Below are 18856 nucleotides of genomic sequence, written 5' to 3' on the forward strand. Positions count from 1 at the left end.
TTGAGACGGCCCCGATTATGGCATTTAAAACCCGTCGCTGTCTGCGCCATTTTTCACTGCCTGTGCTCACTCAATTACCGAATTCGATAACATTTAGTGATATGTTGAAAAAACAGGCGTTTGACAAGCAAAACTGATAAAGCATATGACTTTTACAAGTTAATTTAATGTTAATAACTTGTTCTCTTATGGCGCTATATCATGTTTTTACCGCTTCGCTTGCGCGATTTATCGGTTCTGGCGATGAATTTAAGGTAAATATCACTGTCAGTGACGCCGATCGCTTATTTTTCACAGATAAAGTAAGAAATAGTGTTTTCTGGCGGTAGATCACAAGCGCTATTTTCAGTAGGTTATAGACAGTTTGTTACTGTTTTATTTTGCGGGGTTACTCATTTCTCGTCGCTATCATGCTGGCGAAAATTGATACAAACCGCGGGCATTTATCGACAAACCATCATCAAAAACCGATGGAAGGGAAAACTATGCGTATTGGGGTACCAAAAGAACGGTTAGCCAATGAAACCCGCGTAGCGGCAACACCGAAAACGGTGGAGCAACTGCTTAAACTGGGTTTTACCGTCGCGGTTGAAAGCGGCGCAGGCAAGCTGGCGAGTTTCGATGACGAAGCCTTTACTCAGGCTGGCGCGGAAGTGGTGGACGGTGCTGAAGTCTGGCAGTCGCCCGTGATTCTGAAGGTCAACGCGCCGGAAGAGAGTGAGATTGCGCTGCTGAATCCAGGCACCACGCTGGTGAGCTTCGTCTGGCCTGCACAAAATCCTGAACTGATGGAGAAGCTGGCGGCCCGTGGCGTGACCGTGATGGCGATGGACTCCGTGCCGCGTATTTCGCGCGCGCAGTCGCTGGATGCGCTGAGCTCCATGGCAAACATTGCCGGCTACCGCGCCATTGTTGAAGCCGCTCACGAATTTGGACGCTTCTTTACCGGCCAGATCACCGCGGCGGGGAAAGTCCCACCGGCGAAAGTGATGGTAATTGGCGCGGGCGTGGCGGGTCTTGCCGCAATCGGTGCGGCAAACAGCCTGGGCGCTATCGTGCGCGCGTTCGACACCCGTCCCGAAGTGAAGGAACAGGTCCAGAGCATGGGGGCCGAATTCCTTGAGCTGGACTTTAAGGAAGAAGCGGGCAGCGGTGATGGTTACGCGAAGGTGATGTCCGAAGCCTTTATCAAAGCCGAAATGGAACTTTTTGCCGCGCAGGCGAAAGACGTCGACATTATTGTTACCACCGCGCTTATTCCGGGTAAACCGGCGCCGAAGCTGATCACCCGCGAGATGGTCGACTCCATGAAGCCGGGCAGCGTGATTGTCGACCTGGCGGCGCAAAACGGCGGTAACTGCGAGTATACCGTTGCCAATCAGGTGACCACGACCGCTAACGGCGTGAAGGTGATCGGCTATACTGACCTGCCTGGCCGCCTGCCAACCCAGTCGTCTCAGCTGTACGGCACGAACCTCGTTAACCTGCTGAAGCTGCTCTGCAAAGAGAAAGACGGCAACATCACCGTCGATTTTGACGATGTGGTGGTGCGCGGCGTCACCGTCGTTCGCGAAGGTGAAATTACCTGGCCTGCGCCGCCTATTCAGGTTTCAGCCCAGCCCCAGGCAGCGCCGAAAGCGGCACCCGAGCCAAAAGAACCGGCAAAACCGGCTTCTCCGTGGCGCAAATACGCCATCATGGCGCTGGTCATTATTCTGTTCGGCTGGCTGGCTGACGTCGCGCCGAAAGAGTTCCTCGGCCACTTTACCGTCTTCGCACTCTCGTGCGTTGTGGGTTACTACGTGGTGTGGAACGTCTCCCATGCGCTGCATACGCCGCTGATGTCGGTGACCAACGCTATCTCCGGGATCATCGTGGTAGGGGCGTTGCTGCAGATTGGACACGGCGGCTGGATCAGCTTCCTGAGCTTTATCGCGGTGCTGATCGCCAGTATCAATATTTTCGGTGGTTTCACCGTGACTCAGCGCATGCTGAAAATGTTTCGTAAAGGCTAAGGGGTAGCATATGTCTGGAGGATTAGTGACAGCCGCATACATTGTTGCTGCAATCCTGTTTATTTTCAGTCTAGCGGGGCTTTCCAAACACGAAACGTCTCAGCAGGGAAATAACTTTGGTATCGCCGGGATGGCGATTGCGCTGATTGCCACCATCTTCGGGCCGGATACCGGCAACGTGGCGTGGATCCTGGTGGCGATGATCATCGGCGGCGCGATTGGTATTCGCCTGGCGAAGCGCGTTGAAATGACCGAGATGCCGGAGCTGGTGGCGATTCTGCACAGCTTCGTGGGCCTGGCAGCGGTGCTGGTGGGCTTCAACAGCTACCTGTATCACGAACCGGGCATGGAGCCGATTCTGGTCAACATTCATCTGACCGAAGTGTTCCTCGGTATCTTCATCGGTGCAGTAACCTTCACCGGTTCTATCGTAGCGTTCGGCAAGCTGCGCGGTAAGATCTCTTCTAAACCGCTGATGCTGCCTAACCGTCACAAGCTGAACCTGGCGGCGCTGGTGGTGTCGTTTGTGCTCCTGGTGGTCTTCGTGCGTACCGAAAGCGTGGGCCTGCAGGTACTGGCGTTGCTGGTGATGACCATCATCGCGCTGGCGTTTGGCTGGCATCTGGTGGCGTCCATCGGCGGTGCGGATATGCCGGTGGTTGTCTCGATGCTGAACTCCTACTCCGGTTGGGCAGCGGCGGCTGCGGGCTTTATGCTGAGCAACGACCTGCTGATCGTCACCGGTGCGCTGGTCGGTTCTTCCGGTGCCATCCTGTCTTACATCATGTGTAAGGCGATGAACCGTTCGTTCATCAGCGTTATCGCCGGTGGCTTCGGTTCTGACGGTTCTTCTACCGGCACTGACGAAGAAGTGGGTGAACACCGTGAGATCAGCGCGGAAGACACCGCGGAAATGCTGAAAAACTCGCATTCTGTGATCATCACCCCAGGCTACGGTATGGCGGTGGCGCAGGCGCAGTATCCGGTGGCGGAAATCACCGAGAAGCTGCGCGCGCGCGGTATCAAAGTTCGCTTTGGTATTCACCCGGTGGCCGGACGTCTGCCGGGCCACATGAACGTACTGCTGGCGGAAGCGAAGGTGCCATACGACATCGTGCTGGAGATGGACGAGATTAATGATGATTTCGCCGACACCGACACCGTGCTGGTTATTGGTGCTAACGACACCGTTAACCCGGCGGCACAGGACGATCCGCGTAGCCCAATCGCCGGGATGCCGGTTCTGGAAGTGTGGAAGGCGCAGAACGTCATTGTCTTCAAACGCTCGATGAACACCGGCTATGCTGGCGTGCAGAACCCGCTGTTCTTCAAAGAGAATACCCATATGCTGTTTGGCGACGCCAAAGCCAGCGTGGATGCGATTCTGAAAGCGCTGTAATTCGCTTTCTCCTGACAAACCGCCCTTCGGGGCGGTTTTCCTATTTCTGCGGCCAGCGTTTCTCCTCTGTCTATACTTTACCCTTTGTGTAATACGAGGAGGTGTAATGCAATTTCTGTCCCGCTTCGACATCATCGCGCTGATGATGACGCCGACATTCTGGATAGGCGCCGCCACGGTTGTCTTTGTGACGCTGCTGGTGTACTGGCTGCTAACGCGCCTGATCGCGTTCGTTAAGAAAGGCATTACCACCTGGGGCGACAAGCACCCGACCACCAACCGGATGCGTTTTATCCTGACCGATATGCTTAACCGCACCAGCCGCTTCCTGCTGTTTGTGGTGGCGCTGCTCTTCAGCCTGCGTTTCGTTGACTTGCCGGATCATCTCTTTGGCACCGTGAGCCACGCCTGGTTCCTGGTTTTCGCCATCCAGGTGGCGCTGTGGATGGATCAGGGGGTGGTGTCGTGGCTTCGTCATGTCATGCTGGCGCCCGGAAGCCATAAAAACCCGGTCACGCTGGTGATCACGGGGCTTATTCTCCGTGCCATCGTCTGGTCAGTGATGCTGCTGTCTATCCTTGCTAACGCGGGCGTCAACATCACTGCTCTGGTTGCCAGCCTTGGGGTAGGGGGTATTGCCATCGCCCTCGCCGTACAAACGATCCTCAGCGACGTGTTTGCCTCGCTCTCTATCGGCTTTGATAAGCCGTTTGAAATTGGCGATTTTGTGGTATTCAACGACGTGGCGGGGACGGTAGAGCACATTGGCCTGAAAACGACCCGTATCCGCAGCCTGAGCGGGGAGCAGATCGTCTGCGGTAACGCCATTTTGCTTCAGCAGACGCTTCACAACTACAAACGCATGCAGACGCGTCGCATCGTCTTTACCTTTGGCGTTGCCAGCGACACGCCGCCCGATAAGTTGCGCTACGTGGGGGATATGGTCAGGCAGATCATTACCGATGTCGGCGAGACAAAATTCGATCGTGCCCATTTTCTGGGATTCGACCGCGACCGCCTGACGTTTGAAGTCGTCCATATCGTTAATACCGCGGATTACAATAAATACATGGACATCCAGCAGGAGATCAATATCCGTATTCTTGAAGGGCTGAACGCCCAGGAGATTAAGCTGGCGCTGCCCAGCATGGTATTGCACGCGCCGTGGATGCAGGATGAGTCAGGTGAACAGCCGAAGCCGGTAATGGAGAGCTGATGAGAAAAGCCCGCCGGAGCGGCGGGCTTTGATGTTTACGTTAATCGTCTTCCGGGTCGTCCAGCTCAATCGGCGTCTGATACTCATCCGGCTTGATGACCAGCAGGTCGCAGCGCAGATGGTCGATCACCTGTTCGGCGGTATTGCCGAGGAAGGCAGCAGAGATACCGGTCCGGCCAATGGTGCCCAGCACCACAATCCCGGCCTGCAGATGTTCGGCTAAATCCGGAATCACCTCTTCAGGCAGCCCTTTTTCCACGTGCGTCATGTTCTCGTCAATGCTGAACTTCTGGCGCAGCGCTTTCATCGCCAGCAGGTGCTGACCGCGGATCGCGTCGTTATAGACGCTAGGGTCAAATTCCGGCAGCTCAATGGCGATGTTGATCGGGGTAACCGGATAGGCGCCCACCAGATGCACTTCGGTATGGTTAACCTGATCGGCAAGCTGGATGGTCTCCTTCACCAGCTTCTCGTTGAGCGAATTGTGATAATCCTCTTCGCTCGCGAGATTCACCGCCACAACGGCTTTCCCGCCTTCAGGCCACGGCTGGTCTTTCACCATCCAGACCGGGCAAGGGCATTTACGCAACAAATGCCAGTCGGTCGGAGTGAAGATTACGGACTCCAGCTTGTCGTGCTGGTGCGCCATCTTCAGCAGCAGGTCGTGCCCACCGGCAACCACTTCCTGGATAATGGCCTCAAAAGGTCGGTTATGCCAGACCACTTTAATATCAATAGGCACGCCCGCTTCCAGGTAATACTTCGCCTGTTCACGGATCCACGCGGTACGCTGGCTGATGACGCCCTGACGCATAGCGGTGCGCTCGTCAGGCGACAGAAGGGTGGTCATCTCATACGAGAAGTCATAGATCGGCAAAAACGCTTTGATTTTGCCACCAATCCGTTGATGTAAATACACAGCACGTCGTAATGCCGGCTGATCGTCCTGATTCGGATCGATAGCTACCAGCATGTTTTGATACTTGGCCATACAGGTCTCCTTACTACTGTCACCACAGTCTGTAATTAAAAGAGTAACCTATATATCCTGAATGAAACAGAGGGGAGCTTTTGCCAGATCAATAATTCATGAAAATTTATCAGAGGAAAAGCACGGTGGATGTCACCGCGATAAACGCAATGAACAGCAGCACCATCACCGCTATCGCAAAGGTCGTGGAATCCTGAACGTAGGTTTTTTCCTCCCCCTTCATCGGACCGACAAGCATGATCCAGATGAATATAAAGGTCACTGAGGCGATCACGACTGAAACGAAAAACAAACTTTCTCTCAATTCATAACCTCAACGACAACCTTTCAGGCGCTGTGTGGGGACGTGCTACGGTGAAAATGTCTTAAAGCGGAAGCGATGATACCAGACCAATAAATCACGTGTATTTATCAGTCTGGTTATCAAAAGGCGGAGAGTTACGCCACGTTGCGGGCGTGTCCGGCAAGAACGGCCAGCGCTTCGCCGTTTTCGATAGTGATGTATTTACCCTTAACGGCCAGCATTCCGCTCTTCTGGAAACGACCCAGCAGACGGCTGATGGTCTCAACGGTCAGGCCCAGGTAGTTACCGATATCGCCACGGGTCATGGTCAGACGGAACTCACGCGGCGAGAAACCGCGCTCGGCGAAGCGGCGGGAGAGGTTGTAGATAAACGCGGCCAGGCGCTCTTCTGCGTTCTTTTTGGAAAGCAGCAGAATCATGTCCTGATCGCCTTTGATCTCACCGCTCATCAGACGCATCATCTGCTGACGCAGGTTAGGCATCTTACCGGACAGATCGTCCAGGGTTTCAAACGGAATTTCGCAAACCATTGAGGTTTCGAGTGCCTGAGCAAAGCTCGGGTGGTGACCAGTGCCGATGGCATCAAAGCCCACCAGATCGCCTGCCAGGTGGAAGCCGGTGATCTGCTCGTCACCCTGTTCGGTGATGGTGTAGCTCTTGATGGTGCCAGAGCGGATAGCATAGAGCGATTTCAGTTCGTCTCCCGCTTTAAACAGCGTCTGCCCTTTCTGAATCGGCTTTTTGCGCTCGATGATATTATCAAGCTGATCGAGTTCATGCTCATTCAGGGTAAACGGGATACAGAGCTGGCTGATGCTGCAATCCTGGCAATGGATAGCACAACCGCCAGACTGAATGCGTCGTATAATTCGCTTTTCCGGGATCATAGGTTTGCTCAAGCCTTAATTGATATTGGTCAATTTTAACATCTTTTTGGTAAGTACGTAAGCCTGACAAACCCTCAATAAGGACAAGAGACGGCAACGTGTTGCCATCTTCTTGAAATTCCACAGCTTGATTATGGATTTTTAGCCTAACCGGTAGAAAATTAAGCACAAAAAGCCTGGGATCTACAGCAAGAGATACCCTTCGTGACGCAGTAACCACTCCTTGCGCTGCACGCCGCCGGCATAGCCGGTCATGGTGCCGTTACGGCCAATGACCCGATGGCAGGGCACCACAATGCTGACCGGATTAGAGCCATTGGCGGCACCCACCGCGCGTGCGGCGCCTGCGCGGCCTAGCTGCTCCGCGAGCTGGCCGTAATGCATGACCTGCCCGCACGGAATCGACCGCAGCGCCTGCCACACTTCGCGCTGAAAAGGGGTACCTGCCGTGGCGGTTGGCAGAGTGTCAATGATGCTGAGATCGCCTTCAAAATACGCCGCCAGCTTGTCGCTCAGCCCGCCCGGGTTGGTGGCGCTGATGCGTTCATAACCTTGTGCGCGGTAATGAATATCAAGCAGTTCCTCCATGCGGTCGCTGTGCTCTTCCCACTCAACGGCGCGCAGGCAGAACTGCTCGTCCGCGATCACCCACAGCGGCCCGAGCGGCGTCGCAATTTTATCTTCGAGTAATCTCAGCATTTTCAATCCCTTAATTTAGCCTCGGGTATATCCCCGGCCCAATCGGCAGGCCGACAAGATACCATGCCACCAGCATCACCAGCCATACCCCTAAAAAGATAAGCGGGTAGGGTAAAACCAGCGAATAGTAGGTACCCAGTCTGGCCTCGGGCTTATAGCGCTGCAGGAAACCTAAAAACAGCGGAACGAAAGGTGAGACGGGCGCCAGCGGGATCACCGAGGAGTCTGCGATGCGGAACAGGATCTGGGCAAACGCCGGGTGGAACCCGAGCATCATAAACATCGGCACGAAGATCGGCGCCAGAATTGACCAGATGGCGGAGCCGCTGGCAATAAACATGCACAGCAGGGATGACAGCAGCGCCAGCCCGACAAACGCCGGTACGCCGCTTAACCCGGCAGCCTCCAGCGCGTCGGTCAGGCCCACGGCCATAAACTTGCCCATGTTGCTCCAGTTAAACATCGCCACGAACTGCGCCAGCGGGAATACCATCACGATAAAGCCCGCCATCTCTTTCATCGGCTCGATCATCAGCTGCGGCAGATCGCCCTGACGGCGGATTTTGCCGGTAGCGATACCGTAGGCGAGCGAAACGACAAAGAAGAAGAGAATAATCAGCGGCACGATGCCCTGAATAAACGGCGACGGCAGGACGGTATGCTTAACCGGATCGCGCAGTATGCCGTTTTCCGGCACCACCATCAGCGCCACCAGCGCGATAAACGCCAGCGAGACCAGCCCGGCCACGCGCAGGCCAAAGCGCTGCTCTTTGCTTAGCGTCTCCAGCTTTTCATCGCTACGGCCTTCCCATTTGCCCAGACGCGGTTCGACGATCTTATCGGTAATCAGCCCGCCGACAATCGTCAGGACAATCACCGAGCTGGCCATAAAGTACCAGTTGTCGATCACGCTGACGTGCATGGCCGCATCAATGGTTTTCGCTGCCTCCGTGCTGATGCCCGAGAGCAGCACGTCGGTGGTGACGATCAGCAGGTTGGCGGTAAAGCCGCAGCCCACGCCCGCAATGGCCGACAGCAGACCCGCCACGGGATGGCGCCCGACGGCGAGGAAGATCAGCGCCCCCATCGGCGGCATAATCACCAGCGCGGCATCGGATGAAATGTGGCTGAAGAAGGCGATAAACAGCACCATGTAGCTGGCGTAGCGCGCGCTGACGTGGGACGCCATTTTTACCATCAGTGCGGGTAACAAGCCCACGCGTTCAGCCAGCCCGGCGCCCAGCACCAGCGCCAGAATGGCCCCCAGCGGAGCGAAACCGCTGAAGTTTTTGATCACGTTCGGTAAAAACCAGTGCAGCCCGTCAATGCTGAGCAGGTTTTTCACCGCCACCAGGCTGCCGTCTGCCGGGCTGCGCACGCTGACGTCAAAGGCCGAGAGCACGGCGGTGGCAACCATCAAAATCACAATCAGATAGATAAACAGCAGGAAAGGGTGCGGCACTTTATTGCCGATCCTTTCAACCCAGCCATAGAGCTTACCGGATGGGGAATGCGAAGGTATGGATGACATACTCATGGGCGTTCCTCGGGAGTGTTGTGTTGTTGTGTTGTGTTTTTTTATTTTAAAGGTGACGGTGTCACGCCCGGTGGGATCGGACACGCGTATGGTTTTTCTTCTATTTGTTGTTCGAACTCTTCACGGCATGTTTTCAGCAGGTCTGCATCCTGCAGCAGATTGAGTGCGGTTGCGCCCATCACTTTCCCGGCCAGCAGCATACCTTTATGGGCGATGGAGGTTCGTCCTTGCGCCACCAGTTGCCAGGTGTGCAGCGGCGTGCCAACGGTAAAGCAGGGGCTGAAGCACTGGGCGACCGGCATTTTCCAGCTGACGTCACCCACGTCTGTTGAACCCGCCAGCACGTTATCGGTGATGGCATAGGGCGCGACTTCATCCACCAGCAGCGTCTCCTGATGGCGGCGGGCAAAGGCTTTGCCTGCTTCTCCCCCCGTGGCGGCAATGTTTTTCAGGCTGTTCTGCAGATCGTTGGGCGTCAGCGTGGCGCGGATTTCGCGGGCAAAGTCGCGCTCTTCATCGGTCCACTCCGGCGTGCCGTAGTGCTGCAAAGCGCGGTACATCGCAGCCTCAAGCGTGCGGTTCGGCAGGTAGCTGGAGCAGGCCTTATCAAAGCGGCATTCCACGGTGGTTTCGGTCATCATTGCCGCGCCCTGGGCAATTTTTTCGATGCGTTGGTAGATCTGCTGCGCGTCGGCCATCTCCGGGGCGCGGATCAGGTACAGCACTTCAGCCTGCGCCTGCACCACGTTGGGCGAAATCCCGCCGGTGTCGGTGATGGCGTAATGGACGCGCGCTTTCTCTATGATGTGCTCGTTAAGGAAGTTGGTGCCGGTAGTCATCAGCGTCACGGCGTCCAGCGCGCTGCGCCCTAAATGGGGCGAGTTGGCCGCATGCGCCGCCACGCCGTGAAAACGCCAGGCCGCCTGAATGTTGGCCAGCGTGCTGACGTTAAACATCCCGGCAAAGGCCTCTGGGTGCCAGGTGACGGCGGCATCAACGTCATCAAACAGACCTTCACGTACCATAAAGGTTTTCCCGGAGCCGCCTTCCTCACCGGGACAGCCGTAAAAACGCACCGTTCCGCTGCCGCCGTGCTGCTCCAGCCAGCTTTTTACCGCCACCGCGCCCGCAAGCGCCGCGGTACCCAGCAGGTTATGCCCGCAGCCGTGGCCGTTCGCCCCCGGCGTGGCGGATTGCGCCGTCGCGCAGTGCGCCTGCTGGCTTAGCCCGGCCAGCGCGTCGTACTCGCCCAGCAGAGCGATAACCGGTTTTCCGCTGCCGAAGCTGGCGATAAACGCGTTGGGGATACCGCCTGCCTCGCGGGTCAGCGTAAAGCCCTCGGCTTCCAGCTCGTCAGCGAGCCGTCTGGAGGACCAGAACTCTTCAAAGCGGGTTTCGGGATGATCCCAAATTGCGTCGGCAATATCGGTTAGCGTCTGACATCGCGTGTCGATGGCATCGGCAATAAAAGCGTAGTTCTCCTGCATTACACACCTCGCGTCCACGGGAAATTGAGCGCAGTTCGCGCCAGCGTTTCAATGGCGACAGCCATGACCTGCTCATCGAAGTCGAATTTTTCGTTGTGATGTCCGGCGCTCAAATCCGTGCCGAACACCATATACGATGCCATGCCGCCGTTCTGCTGCACGCGGGCCATCATCAGCGTGGCGTCTTCAGAGCCTGCTGGCGCTTTCACTTTATCGATTGCGTGCACAATTCCCGATACCTGGCTCGCCTGTTCACGCAGGTAATCAACCCAGGCCGGCGTCGGTGCGCTGGAGGTGGCGGCCCCCATCAGGCGCATCTCCGCGCTCACGCCATAGAGCGCGGCCGCGCCGGTAATGACAGCCTTCGCGCGTTCAAAGACATACTGGTTTATTGCTTCGCTTTCGCCGCGGGTTTCAACCTTAATCAGTGCATTTGCGGGCACCACGTTGCGGCCGCTACCCGCCTGCATCACGCCGACGTTGACGCGGGAAGCGCCTTCGCTGTGCGGGGCGATGCAGTGCAGGGCGAGGGCGGCCTGCGCGGCGGCAAGCAGGGCGTTACGTCCATCCTCCGGTTTGCCGCCCGCGTGTGCGGCAACGCCGGTAAAGTTCACGTCGAACTTGGTGGTTGCCATAAAGTTATCGCTGCCGCAGATCGCCGTTCCGGCGGGGACGCCGGTACCAATATGGATGGCGGTAAAATAGTCCACGCCGTCCAGCGCCCCGGCGGCGACCATGGCGCGCGCGCCGCGGGTGCCTTCTTCGGCAGGCTGGAAAATCAGCTTGACGGTACCGTTGAGCTGCGCTTCGTTCTGCTTAAGCACCTTTGCCAGCCCCAGGCCAATGGTAGTGTGGCCGTCGTGCGCGCAGGCGTGCATCATTCCCGCGTTGCAGGAGGCAAAACCGTCGCGGAACGGGCGATGGCTGTCGTCGAGCGCTTCGCTTAAATCAAGGGCATCCATGTCGACGCGAAACGCCAGCGTCGGGCCCGGTCGTCCGGTATTCAGGGTCGCCACAATGCCGGTAAATCCGCCTTCAAACGGTGCCAGCCATTTCTCAGGCGCGCCCTGTGACCGCGCACGGGCAAACTCTCGCGAAAGGGTAGCGTCATCGGGCAGCCCCATACGGCTTTCGGCATCGATCACGTCGCGACCCATCGTCAGTTCGTAGCCCAGGGAGTCAAGGATTTCCGCAACCTTTGCGGCGGTACGGAACTCTACCCAGCCGGATTCCGCAAAATGGTGAAAATCGCGACGCCATGCGATCAGCTGGGGGGCTAATGTCTGGATGTACTGCGCCAGTGTGTCCATATCTGTTCCTGTCATCATTAAAAAATGTGAACTGCTTCACGCTGTGATAGTTTTTACTTATCACTAACCGTTTTTTCACAGTTTTAACCGTTCAGGAATTACCCTCGCACATCCCTTTCCATTAAAGTAGATGACAGTTTCTTTACTCTGATAAACAATGGTTATCGGTTGGGCTATGTCATTTCAGATTAAATTTCATCAAATCCGGGCGTTTGTTGAAGTGGCGCGTCAGGGCAGCATTCGCGGTGCCAGCCGGACGCTGAATCTCTCGCAGCCGGCGCTGACCAAATCCATCAAAGAGCTGGAGGAGGGCATGGCGGCGCAGCTTTTTGTTCGCCGGAGTAAAGGCGTTGCGCTGACCGAGTGCGGGGAAGGGTTTTACCAGCGCGCCAGGCTGATTCTGGAAGAGCTGCGTGCGGCGCAGGATGACATTCGCCAGCGGCAGGGGGATCTGGCCGGGCAGATCAATATCGGGATGGGGGCCAGCGTGTCACGCAGCCTGATGCCCGCCGTCATCACCCGTTTTCACGCCCAGCACCCGCAGGTTAAAGTGCGAATTATGGAAGGGCAGCTGGTGTCGATGATCAATGAATTACGCCAGGGCGAACTTGACTTCACCATCAACACCTATTATCAGGGGCCTTACGACCATGAGTTTACGTTTGAAAAACTCTTCGAAAAACCATTTGCGGTATTTTGCCGGGAAGGGCATCCGGCGACAGGGGCAACATCCATTAACGATCTGCTGCATTATAACTGGACAATGCCAACGCCGCGGGGAAGTTATTATAAGCAATTAGAAGATCTATTTAGCCACCGCTCGCAAATACCGCGGATTGGCGTAGTGTGCGAAACCTTTTCTTCCTGCATTAGCCTTGTTGCGCAAAGTGATTTTTTAAGTATCCTTCCGCAGGAGTTAGGCTGTGATCCGCTGCTGGCGCACCGTCTGGTCATTCTGCCGGTTGCCGAGTCGCTTCCAAAAGCCGCATATTATTTAATTCAGCGCCGGGATTCTCGTCAAACTCCGCTTGCCGAATCATTAATTACGCAATTCAGAAGGGAAGCGAGAAAAATAATTTCAGGGTGAGTGTCGCATAATAAAAAAACAGAGTCTGCCCGACATCAGACAGACCCTATAGTACACACAGCAGTGCGTCCTTTCGCAAGTCCTGGGTATTATATCCATGAGGCAGGTAAATTTAGTTATAACACCTTTCCCGAAAAATGAAAGGAAGGTGAATGACTGATTTTAGAAAAATTTAACGCAAATCACCTATTTTACTCTTGCTGGGGTTTTAGTTAAGTCAGGTTTAAGTGCATTTTATAATGACTATATATATTCATCGGGTTAATATTTATCTCGTGCCTCATCTTCTAAGGGTTATTGAGACACCTGTCTGGCACAGGTATAGTACAAGCCCAGATGTAGCCGGAGGATTTCCATGAACCCTGACGACAAATCCCTTTTTCTTGACGCCATGGAGGATGTCCAGCCCCTGAAACGCTGCACCGATATCCACTGGCAGCAAAGCCGTAATACCCGGGCTCGCCAGGACATCGATACCGAACAGCTCGACAACTTTCTGACCCTGGGTTTCCTTGAGCTATTGCCGCTTGACGAGCCGCTGGCGTTCCAGCGCGAAGGCGTCCAGCAGGGCGTTATTGATAAGCTGCGTTCGGGTAAATACTCCCGACAGGCCAGCTTAAATCTGTTGCGTCAGCCCGCTGAACGCTGCCGCCAGATGCTGTATTCCTTTATTCGCCAGGCCAGTCGTGACGGATTACGTAACCTCATCATCATCCACGGGAAAGGGCGCGAGCAAAATTCGCATCCTAATGTGGTGCGTAGCTATCTGGCACGCTGGTTAACCGAGTTCGAGGAAGTGCAGGCGTTCTGCGTGGCGCTGCCGCATCACGGCGGCAGCGGGGCTTGCTATGTTTCCCTGCGAAAATCCGACGACGCGAAGCAGGAGAACTGGGAACGGCACGCCAAGCGCAGCCGTTAGCGGGCGATATCTTCGCCCGCCTGAGGCTTAGAAGGTTTCCCAGTTACTGTCGGAGGTGGCGTTAGCCGTTGCCGGACGCAGCAACTGCGGCGTTTTAACGTTGGCCGGGCGCGGGGCGGTGGCGTTTGCTTTACCGTTCAGACGAAACGCGGCCACGGCCTGACGCAGCTGTTCGGACTGATCTTCCAGCGCCGCTGCCGCCGTGGCGGACTGCTGCACCAGCGCGGCGTTTTGCTGCGTTACGCTGTCCATCTGCGACACGGCCAGGCTCACCTGCTCAATTCCGCGGCTCTGTTCATCCGATGCGGACGAAATCTCGCCCATGATATCGGTGACGCGGGTGACGGCGGCGACAATCTCCTTCATGGTCGCGCCCGCTTCGCTGACCTGCTCAGAACCGGTGTTCACCCGGCTGACGGAGTTCTCAATAAGCCCTTTGATCTCTTTGGCCGCCTGCGCGCTGCGGCTGGCCAGCGTACGAACTTCACCGGCGACAACCGCAAACCCGCGGCCTTGCTCGCCTGCGCGCGCGGCTTCCACCGCGGCGTTAAGCGCCAGAATGTTGGTCTGGAACGCAATGCTGTCAATCACGCCGGTAATATGAGCGATTTGCTGCGAACTGTCGGCAATTTCGTTCATGGTGCGCACCACGTTATCCACGACGTGGCCGCCGCGAGCCGCTGTTTCAGAGGCATTCTTCGCCAGCAGTGTCGCCTGACGGGCGTTATCGGAGTTCTGTTTAACCGTTGCGGTCAGCTCTTCCATGCTGGCGGCAGTCTCTTCGAGCGAGGAGGCCTGCTCTTCGGTGCGGGCGGAGAGATCGTTGCTCCCTGCGGCAATTTCACCCGCGCCGGTGTAGATGGAGTCGGTGCTGCCGCGTACGGCGCTGACGGTCGTCACCAGCGACTGCTGCATCTCGTGCAGGCCAGCCGCCAGTTGGCCCATCTCATTGCGACCAGAGAGGGTGATATCCTGCGTCAGATCGCCTCCCGCAATGGCGCGAATATGGTTCATGATGGCGTTGAGCGGTTTTAACAGCAGGTGCTGTAAACCCTGCCAGATCACCACCAGCACGGCGATAACGGCCAGGAAAATGGCTGCCAGCGTCCACTGCATCTGCGTGAAGCTGCTTTGGTTCTCTTCGGTTGCCGCCTTCAGCAGCGTGTTGTTCTCGGCGCGCCAGCGGTTATAGACCGCTTCCATGTCGTCCTGGGCCTGCTGAGCGTCCAGATCGCCATAGGCCTGGTAGTTGTCGGCACGCAGATACTCAATCGACAAACGCATCACCTCGTGCATCTGATTCCATGACTTCTGCATCTCGTCGGTTAACGCCGCATTCTGGCCGTTAACCTGCGGCATTTTCTGCCATTCTTTGTTATAGGCTTCAGCTTTAGCCAGCGAGTCGCCTGCGGTGCCGAGCAGTTTGTTGATCGCGGCAAGGGATGCCGGGTCGCGCTGGTTCTTCAGGTAGCGGATTGCCACGCGGGTGACGGTAACGCGCGTTTTCACCAGCGTGTTCACGCTGTCGCTCAGGCTTTCCTGCTGGGCATTCAGCACGCCGGAGTTCTGGAAGTTATGGCGATCGTTGCTGACGGCAGAGTAGAACAACCCTCCCGTGACAACTTGCAGCAGACAGAATATGGTGAGGGCAAAGATAATTCCGGTAATCACGTGCAGATTTTTCAGCATAGCGGTCGTCCGTTAGAAAAGATGCAGAGGTACACCCATACTATCGTCGTATAGAATTTAAACTTTAATTTAACTCACGCTTAACTTAGGGCTTCGGTCAGGAACCTGTTGTAAATCCGGATCATTTTATGAGGAAGGTTAACATGAGCAGCATTGATAAAAGCGGGACGTACGCGCTCGGAACGCGAACGGTTAAACGACTGGGCTACGGGGCAATGCAGCTTGCCGGGCCGGGCGTATTTGGCCCGCCGAAGGATAAACAGGCCGCGCTGGACGTGCTGCGCGAAGCCGTGGCGGCGGGTGTGAATCATATCGATACCAGCGATTTTTACGGCCCACATGTGACGAACCAGCTGATCCGCGAGGCGCTTCATCCTTACCGGGACGATCTCACCCTCGTCACCAAGATCGGTGCCCGTCGCGATGACAAAGGGGCCTGGCTGCCGGCCTTTTCCGCGCAGGAGCTGACCCAGGCGGTGCATGACAACCTGCGCAACCTGAAGCTGGATGTGCTGGACGTGGTGGACCTGCGGATCATGTTTAGCGCACACGGCCCGGCAGAAGGATCGATTGCTGAACCGCTTTCCACCCTCGCAGAATTACAGCAGCAGGGGCTGGTACGCCACATTGGCCTGAGCAACGTCACGGCCACGCAGGTGGTGGAAGCGCGGAAGATGGTGCAGGTCGTCTGCGTGCAGAACATGTACAACATTGTGAACCGCGGCGACGATGCGCTGGTGGATTTACTGGCGCAGCAGGGGATTGCGTATGTGCCGTTCTTCCCGTTGGGAGGCTTCACGCCATTGCAGTCCACCGGCCTGCAGGCCGTCGCGGATTCCCTGGGCGCAACGGCGATGCAGGTTGCGCTGGCATGGCTGCTGCAACGGTCGCCGAACATCCTGCTGATCCCCGGCACGTCATCCGTGGCGCATCTGCGGCAAAACCTCGCGGCGGGAGAGGTGCAATTGCCGCCTGAAGCACTTGAAAAACTGAATGCGCTGATGGGTTAATCACAGCATGGGCAAAGCCGGAAGGACACTTCCAGGCTTTGCCTGCTCAGACTCCACATTGACTTTTCTGTCTGTGAAGCGCTAACGCTTCTGCCACAATTTCCTGCTTGCTTTTTCGCGTCTCAAAGGCGGTGATTCTGATGTATTCCATCAGGTCAGGCTCAATGCGGGCGCTCAACATCCTGAGATCGGCCTCCTTTGCTAAACCGCGGGCAACTCGCTTGTCGGGATAGTCACGGGCTGGCATAGAAAACGTCCTCCAAAAGTCTTGATAATTCGTGCCCTAAAATATGCGTTATTCTTATGTGTAAGTCAATTGATAGTGTTTCTATAGTGATTTAATGATCTTTTTTCACATGAAGTGATTTTAAAGTGTTGGTTAGTGACTTTTTTATGACTTTTGGTTGGCCCATCTGCGATCGCCAGCAGGAGAGGTTGCTAAATTAAATCCGCTCAAACTTCAACGCGTTTGCGGTCTTTGTCGGAAATGACCTTGATCCTGTGCCGTAATCCGTAATACTGTGTTTATATACAGTATCTGGCGGGAAAGGCATTTATGGACACTCTCTTTTCTTATCATCCAAAGCAACTTATTGAATTACCTTTATATCTTGAGCGTGTTGCCTGTGGCTTTCCAAGCCCTGCGCAGGATTATGTGGAGGATCGTCTCGATCTTAACCGGCTGGCGGTCAGGCACCCCAGTGCGACCTACTTTATCAAAGTGAGCGGGGACTCCATGATCGGCGCAGGGATTAGCGACGGCGATCTGCTGGTGGTAGACCGCTCGTTAAATGCCGAGCACGGGGACATTGTTGTGGCGTCGGTCGGCGGCGAATTTACGGTGAAAGAGCTACAGACCCGCCCGGTTCTGCGGCTGCTGCCGCGTAATGCCCGCTATCAGCCGATCGCCTTTCAGTCCGAAGAGGAGCTGCAAATCTTCGGTGTCGTCACTCATACGCTCAAAACGCATAAACATGTTCGCGCTGGTTGATGTGAATAGCTTCTATGCCTCCTGCGAGAGGGTGTTTCGCCCCGATCTGGTGGGTAAGCCCATCGTGGTGGTGTCCAATAACGACGGCTGTATTATTTCGCTGTCGCGGGAGGCAAAGCAGTTCGGCATAAAAATGGGGGAGCCCTATTTTAAATTCAAAGAGAAGGGGTATCCGTCGCGGGTTTACGTCTTTAGCTCCAACTATGCGCTGTATGCCGATCTCAGCAGCCGGGTGATGCAGACGCTGACCGATCTCGCGCCGGCCATTGAGATCTACTCCATCGATGAAGCATTTGTGAACGTTTCGGGTGTCAGCAACTGCATCTCGCTGGAAGCATTCGGTCATCAGATGCGTACGCAGGTCTTTAAAAACACAGGCTTAAGCGTGGGCGTCGGGATTGCGCCGACTAAAACGCTGGCGAAGCTGGCCAACTATGCGGCGAAGCGGTGGTCAGCCACCGGTGGCGTGGTCGATCTCTCGGATCGTGGACGGCAGCGTAAGCTGCTGGCAAAGGTTCCGGTGGAGGAGGTGTGGGGCGTAGGACGACGCATCACGAAAAAGCTTAACGCGATGGGGATAACCACGGCGCTGGAGCTGGCGGAAGCGTCATCCTGGGTCATCCGCAAACATTTTAACGTGGTAATGGAGCGCACGGCGCGCGAGCTTCGAGGTGAGCCCTGCCTCGATCTGGAAGAGTTTACTCCTACGAAGCAGCAAATTATCTGTAGTCGTTCGTTTGGACACCGTATTACGCAGTACGAGGAGATGCATCAGGCCATTTGCGCCTATGCAGAACGTGCTGCGGAAAAACTGCGTGGCGAGCATCAGTATTGCCGCTTTATCAGCGTGTTTGTGCGCACCAGCCCACACGCGGACAACGAAATTTATTACGGCAACCAGGCTTCCGTCACCCTGATGACGCCCACCAATGATTCGCGCGATATCATCCGTGCCGCCACGGAGGCGCTGGGGCGTATCTGGCTTGACGGATATCGCTATATGAAAGCGGGGGTGATGCTGGCAGACTTTTTCAGCAGCGGCGTTGCCCAGCTGAATTTGTTTGACGATAACCGCCCGAGCGCCAACAGCGCCGCGCTGATGGAAACCATCGACAGCTTAAATCATTCCGGCAAAGGGAAAATATGGTTTGCCGGGCAGGGGATTGAGAAAGCCTGGGCGATGAAGCGGGAGATGCTGTCACCGGCCTATACGACGCGGTACGCGGATTTGCCGGTAGCGAGATGAAAAGCGGCTATGTGTGACAAAGAGCCGAAGACGGTTTACGGACGCCGCTCCTGTGCAGCGTCCATAGCA

Annotated in this window: 17 protein-coding genes; 8 read left to right on the top strand and 9 right to left on the bottom strand. The window is 55.9% G+C overall.

Going from position 1 to position 18856, the window contains the following annotated elements; translation table 11 throughout:
• The first annotated feature begins 485 nt into the window (after positions 1-485).
• The 3 genes from pntA (at position 486) to IM265_RS08120 (ending at position 4630) form a co-directional block, all read left to right on the top strand.
• Entirely contained in the window at positions 486-2015 is a 1530-nt protein-coding gene (pntA, locus tag IM265_RS08110; RefSeq protein WP_100170392.1) for a Re/Si-specific NAD(P)(+) transhydrogenase subunit alpha, read from the top strand.
• Positions 2016-2025: 10 nt separating this feature from the next.
• Positions 2026-3414, top strand: a complete 1389-nt coding sequence (pntB, locus tag IM265_RS08115; RefSeq protein ID WP_045261476.1) for a Re/Si-specific NAD(P)(+) transhydrogenase subunit beta — start codon at positions 2026-2028, stop codon at positions 3412-3414.
• A gap of 106 nt (positions 3415-3520) precedes the next feature.
• A complete protein-coding gene (locus tag IM265_RS08120; protein WP_045261475.1) occupies positions 3521-4630 on the top strand; it encodes a mechanosensitive ion channel family protein in 1110 nt (369 codons plus the stop codon).
• 40 nt (positions 4631-4670) lie between these two features.
• On the opposite strand, the gene uspE is transcribed toward IM265_RS08120, so the two are convergent.
• The 7 genes from uspE to IM265_RS08155 all read right to left on the bottom strand — a co-directional run bounded on the left by uspE (position 4671) and on the right by IM265_RS08155 (position 11845).
• Positions 4671-5621 (bottom strand): universal stress protein UspE, encoded by a 951-nt coding sequence (gene uspE, locus IM265_RS08125; RefSeq protein WP_028012944.1) that lies wholly within the window; start codon positions 5619-5621, stop codon positions 4671-4673.
• A gap of 109 nt (positions 5622-5730) precedes the next feature.
• Entirely contained in the window at positions 5731-5883 is a 153-nt protein-coding gene (locus tag IM265_RS08130; protein WP_223824746.1) for a hypothetical protein, read from the bottom strand.
• Positions 5884-6059: 176 nt separating this feature from the next.
• Positions 6060-6812 carry a fumarate/nitrate reduction transcriptional regulator Fnr gene (gene fnr / locus IM265_RS08135; protein WP_006174991.1) on the bottom strand — a complete coding sequence of 251 codons (753 nt, stop codon included), beginning with the start codon at positions 6810-6812 and terminating at the stop codon, positions 6060-6062.
• A gap of 183 nt (positions 6813-6995) precedes the next feature.
• Complete coding sequence (gene ogt / locus IM265_RS08140; RefSeq protein ID WP_028012946.1) at positions 6996-7511, bottom strand: methylated-DNA--[protein]-cysteine S-methyltransferase; 516 nt, start codon at positions 7509-7511, stop codon at positions 6996-6998.
• A gap of 10 nt (positions 7512-7521) precedes the next feature.
• Positions 7522-9048, bottom strand: coding sequence for a p-aminobenzoyl-glutamate transporter (gene abgT / locus IM265_RS08145; protein WP_048999464.1), 1527 nt, complete (start codon positions 9046-9048; stop codon positions 7522-7524).
• 41 nt (positions 9049-9089) lie between these two features.
• Complete coding sequence (locus IM265_RS08150; protein WP_045261472.1) at positions 9090-10535, bottom strand: M20 family metallopeptidase; 1446 nt, start codon at positions 10533-10535, stop codon at positions 9090-9092.
• Positions 10535-11845, bottom strand: a complete 1311-nt coding sequence (locus IM265_RS08155; protein WP_193031261.1) for a M20 family metallo-hydrolase — start codon at positions 11843-11845, stop codon at positions 10535-10537. Before IM265_RS08155 ends, IM265_RS08150 begins: the two co-directional genes overlap by 1 nt.
• Positions 11846-12020: 175 nt before the next feature.
• On the opposite strand from IM265_RS08155, the gene IM265_RS08160 reads away from it, so the two are divergent.
• Positions 12021-12932 (top strand): LysR family transcriptional regulator, encoded by a 912-nt coding sequence (locus tag IM265_RS08160; protein WP_045261470.1) that lies wholly within the window; start codon positions 12021-12023, stop codon positions 12930-12932.
• A 355-nt stretch (positions 12933-13287) separates the two neighbouring features.
• A complete protein-coding gene (gene smrA, locus IM265_RS08165) occupies positions 13288-13851 on the top strand; it encodes a DNA endonuclease SmrA (RefSeq protein WP_045630204.1) in 564 nt (187 codons plus the stop codon).
• Positions 13852-13878: 27 nt separating this feature from the next.
• Here the strand turns inward: smrA and IM265_RS08170 are convergent, their stop codons facing one another.
• Positions 13879-15540, bottom strand: a complete 1662-nt coding sequence (locus IM265_RS08170; RefSeq protein ID WP_063153904.1) for a methyl-accepting chemotaxis protein — start codon at positions 15538-15540, stop codon at positions 13879-13881.
• A 143-nt stretch (positions 15541-15683) separates the two neighbouring features.
• Here IM265_RS08170 and IM265_RS08175 point away from each other — a divergent pair, with 143 nt between their 5' ends.
• Positions 15684-16550, top strand: a complete 867-nt coding sequence (locus tag IM265_RS08175) for an aldo/keto reductase family oxidoreductase (protein WP_193031263.1) — start codon at positions 15684-15686, stop codon at positions 16548-16550.
• Between the two features lie 46 nt (positions 16551-16596).
• Here IM265_RS08175 and IM265_RS08180 read toward each other — a convergent pair whose 3' ends face one another.
• Positions 16597-16797 carry a hypothetical protein gene (locus IM265_RS08180; protein ID WP_028012954.1) on the bottom strand — a complete coding sequence of 67 codons (201 nt, stop codon included), beginning with the start codon at positions 16795-16797 and terminating at the stop codon, positions 16597-16599.
• A gap of 309 nt (positions 16798-17106) precedes the next feature.
• Between IM265_RS08180 and umuD the strand changes: the two genes are divergently transcribed.
• Both umuD and umuC read left to right on the top strand, forming a co-directional pair.
• On the top strand, positions 17107-17541 hold the full coding sequence (gene umuD, locus IM265_RS08185) for a translesion error-prone DNA polymerase V autoproteolytic subunit (RefSeq protein ID WP_028012955.1): 435 nt from the start codon (positions 17107-17109) through the stop codon (positions 17539-17541).
• Positions 17525-18787 carry a translesion error-prone DNA polymerase V subunit UmuC gene (gene umuC / locus IM265_RS08190; protein WP_045630206.1) on the top strand — a complete coding sequence of 421 codons (1263 nt, stop codon included), beginning with the start codon at positions 17525-17527 and terminating at the stop codon, positions 18785-18787. Before umuD ends, umuC begins: the two co-directional genes overlap by 17 nt.
• Positions 18788-18856 lie beyond the last annotated feature (69 nt).

Origin of the sequence: Enterobacter cloacae complex sp. P17RS (assembly GCF_014895885.1) — a bacterium.
In the GTDB taxonomy this organism is placed as follows: Bacteria; Pseudomonadota; Gammaproteobacteria; order Enterobacterales; family Enterobacteriaceae; genus Enterobacter; species Enterobacter bugandensis.

Excerpts from the sequence above, each read along its gene's own strand:
- pntA (WP_100170392.1), top strand. The coding sequence starts at position 486 with ATGCGTATTGGGGTACCAAAAGAACGGTTAGCCAATGAAACCCGCGTA.
- IM265_RS08160 (WP_045261470.1), top strand. The coding sequence starts at position 12,021 with ATGTCATTTCAGATTAAATTTCATCAAATCCGGGCGTTTGTTGAAGTG.
- IM265_RS08175 (WP_193031263.1), top strand. The coding sequence starts at position 15,684 with ATGAGCAGCATTGATAAAAGCGGGACGTACGCGCTCGGAACGCGAACG.
- smrA (WP_045630204.1), top strand. The coding sequence starts at position 13,288 with ATGAACCCTGACGACAAATCCCTTTTTCTTGACGCCATGGAGGATGTC.
- IM265_RS08170 (WP_063153904.1), bottom strand. The coding sequence starts at position 15,540 with ATGCTGAAAAATCTGCACGTGATTACCGGAATTATCTTTGCCCTCACC.
- fnr (WP_006174991.1), bottom strand. The coding sequence starts at position 6,812 with ATGATCCCGGAAAAGCGAATTATACGACGCATTCAGTCTGGCGGTTGT.
- IM265_RS08150 (WP_045261472.1), bottom strand. The coding sequence starts at position 10,535 with ATGCAGGAGAACTACGCTTTTATTGCCGATGCCATCGACACGCGATGT.
- uspE (WP_028012944.1), bottom strand. The coding sequence starts at position 5,621 with ATGGCCAAGTATCAAAACATGCTGGTAGCTATCGATCCGAATCAGGAC.
- pntB (WP_045261476.1), top strand. The coding sequence starts at position 2,026 with ATGTCTGGAGGATTAGTGACAGCCGCATACATTGTTGCTGCAATCCTG.
- IM265_RS08155 (WP_193031261.1), bottom strand. The coding sequence starts at position 11,845 with ATGGACACACTGGCGCAGTACATCCAGACATTAGCCCCCCAGCTGATC.
- IM265_RS08180 (WP_028012954.1), bottom strand. The coding sequence starts at position 16,797 with ATGCCAGCCCGTGACTATCCCGACAAGCGAGTTGCCCGCGGTTTAGCA.
- umuD (WP_028012955.1), top strand. The coding sequence starts at position 17,107 with ATGGACACTCTCTTTTCTTATCATCCAAAGCAACTTATTGAATTACCT.
- umuC (WP_045630206.1), top strand. The coding sequence starts at position 17,525 with ATGTTCGCGCTGGTTGATGTGAATAGCTTCTATGCCTCCTGCGAGAGG.
- ogt (WP_028012946.1), bottom strand. The coding sequence starts at position 7,511 with ATGCTGAGATTACTCGAAGATAAAATTGCGACGCCGCTCGGGCCGCTG.
- abgT (WP_048999464.1), bottom strand. The coding sequence starts at position 9,048 with ATGAGTATGTCATCCATACCTTCGCATTCCCCATCCGGTAAGCTCTAT.
- IM265_RS08120 (WP_045261475.1), top strand. The coding sequence starts at position 3,521 with ATGCAATTTCTGTCCCGCTTCGACATCATCGCGCTGATGATGACGCCG.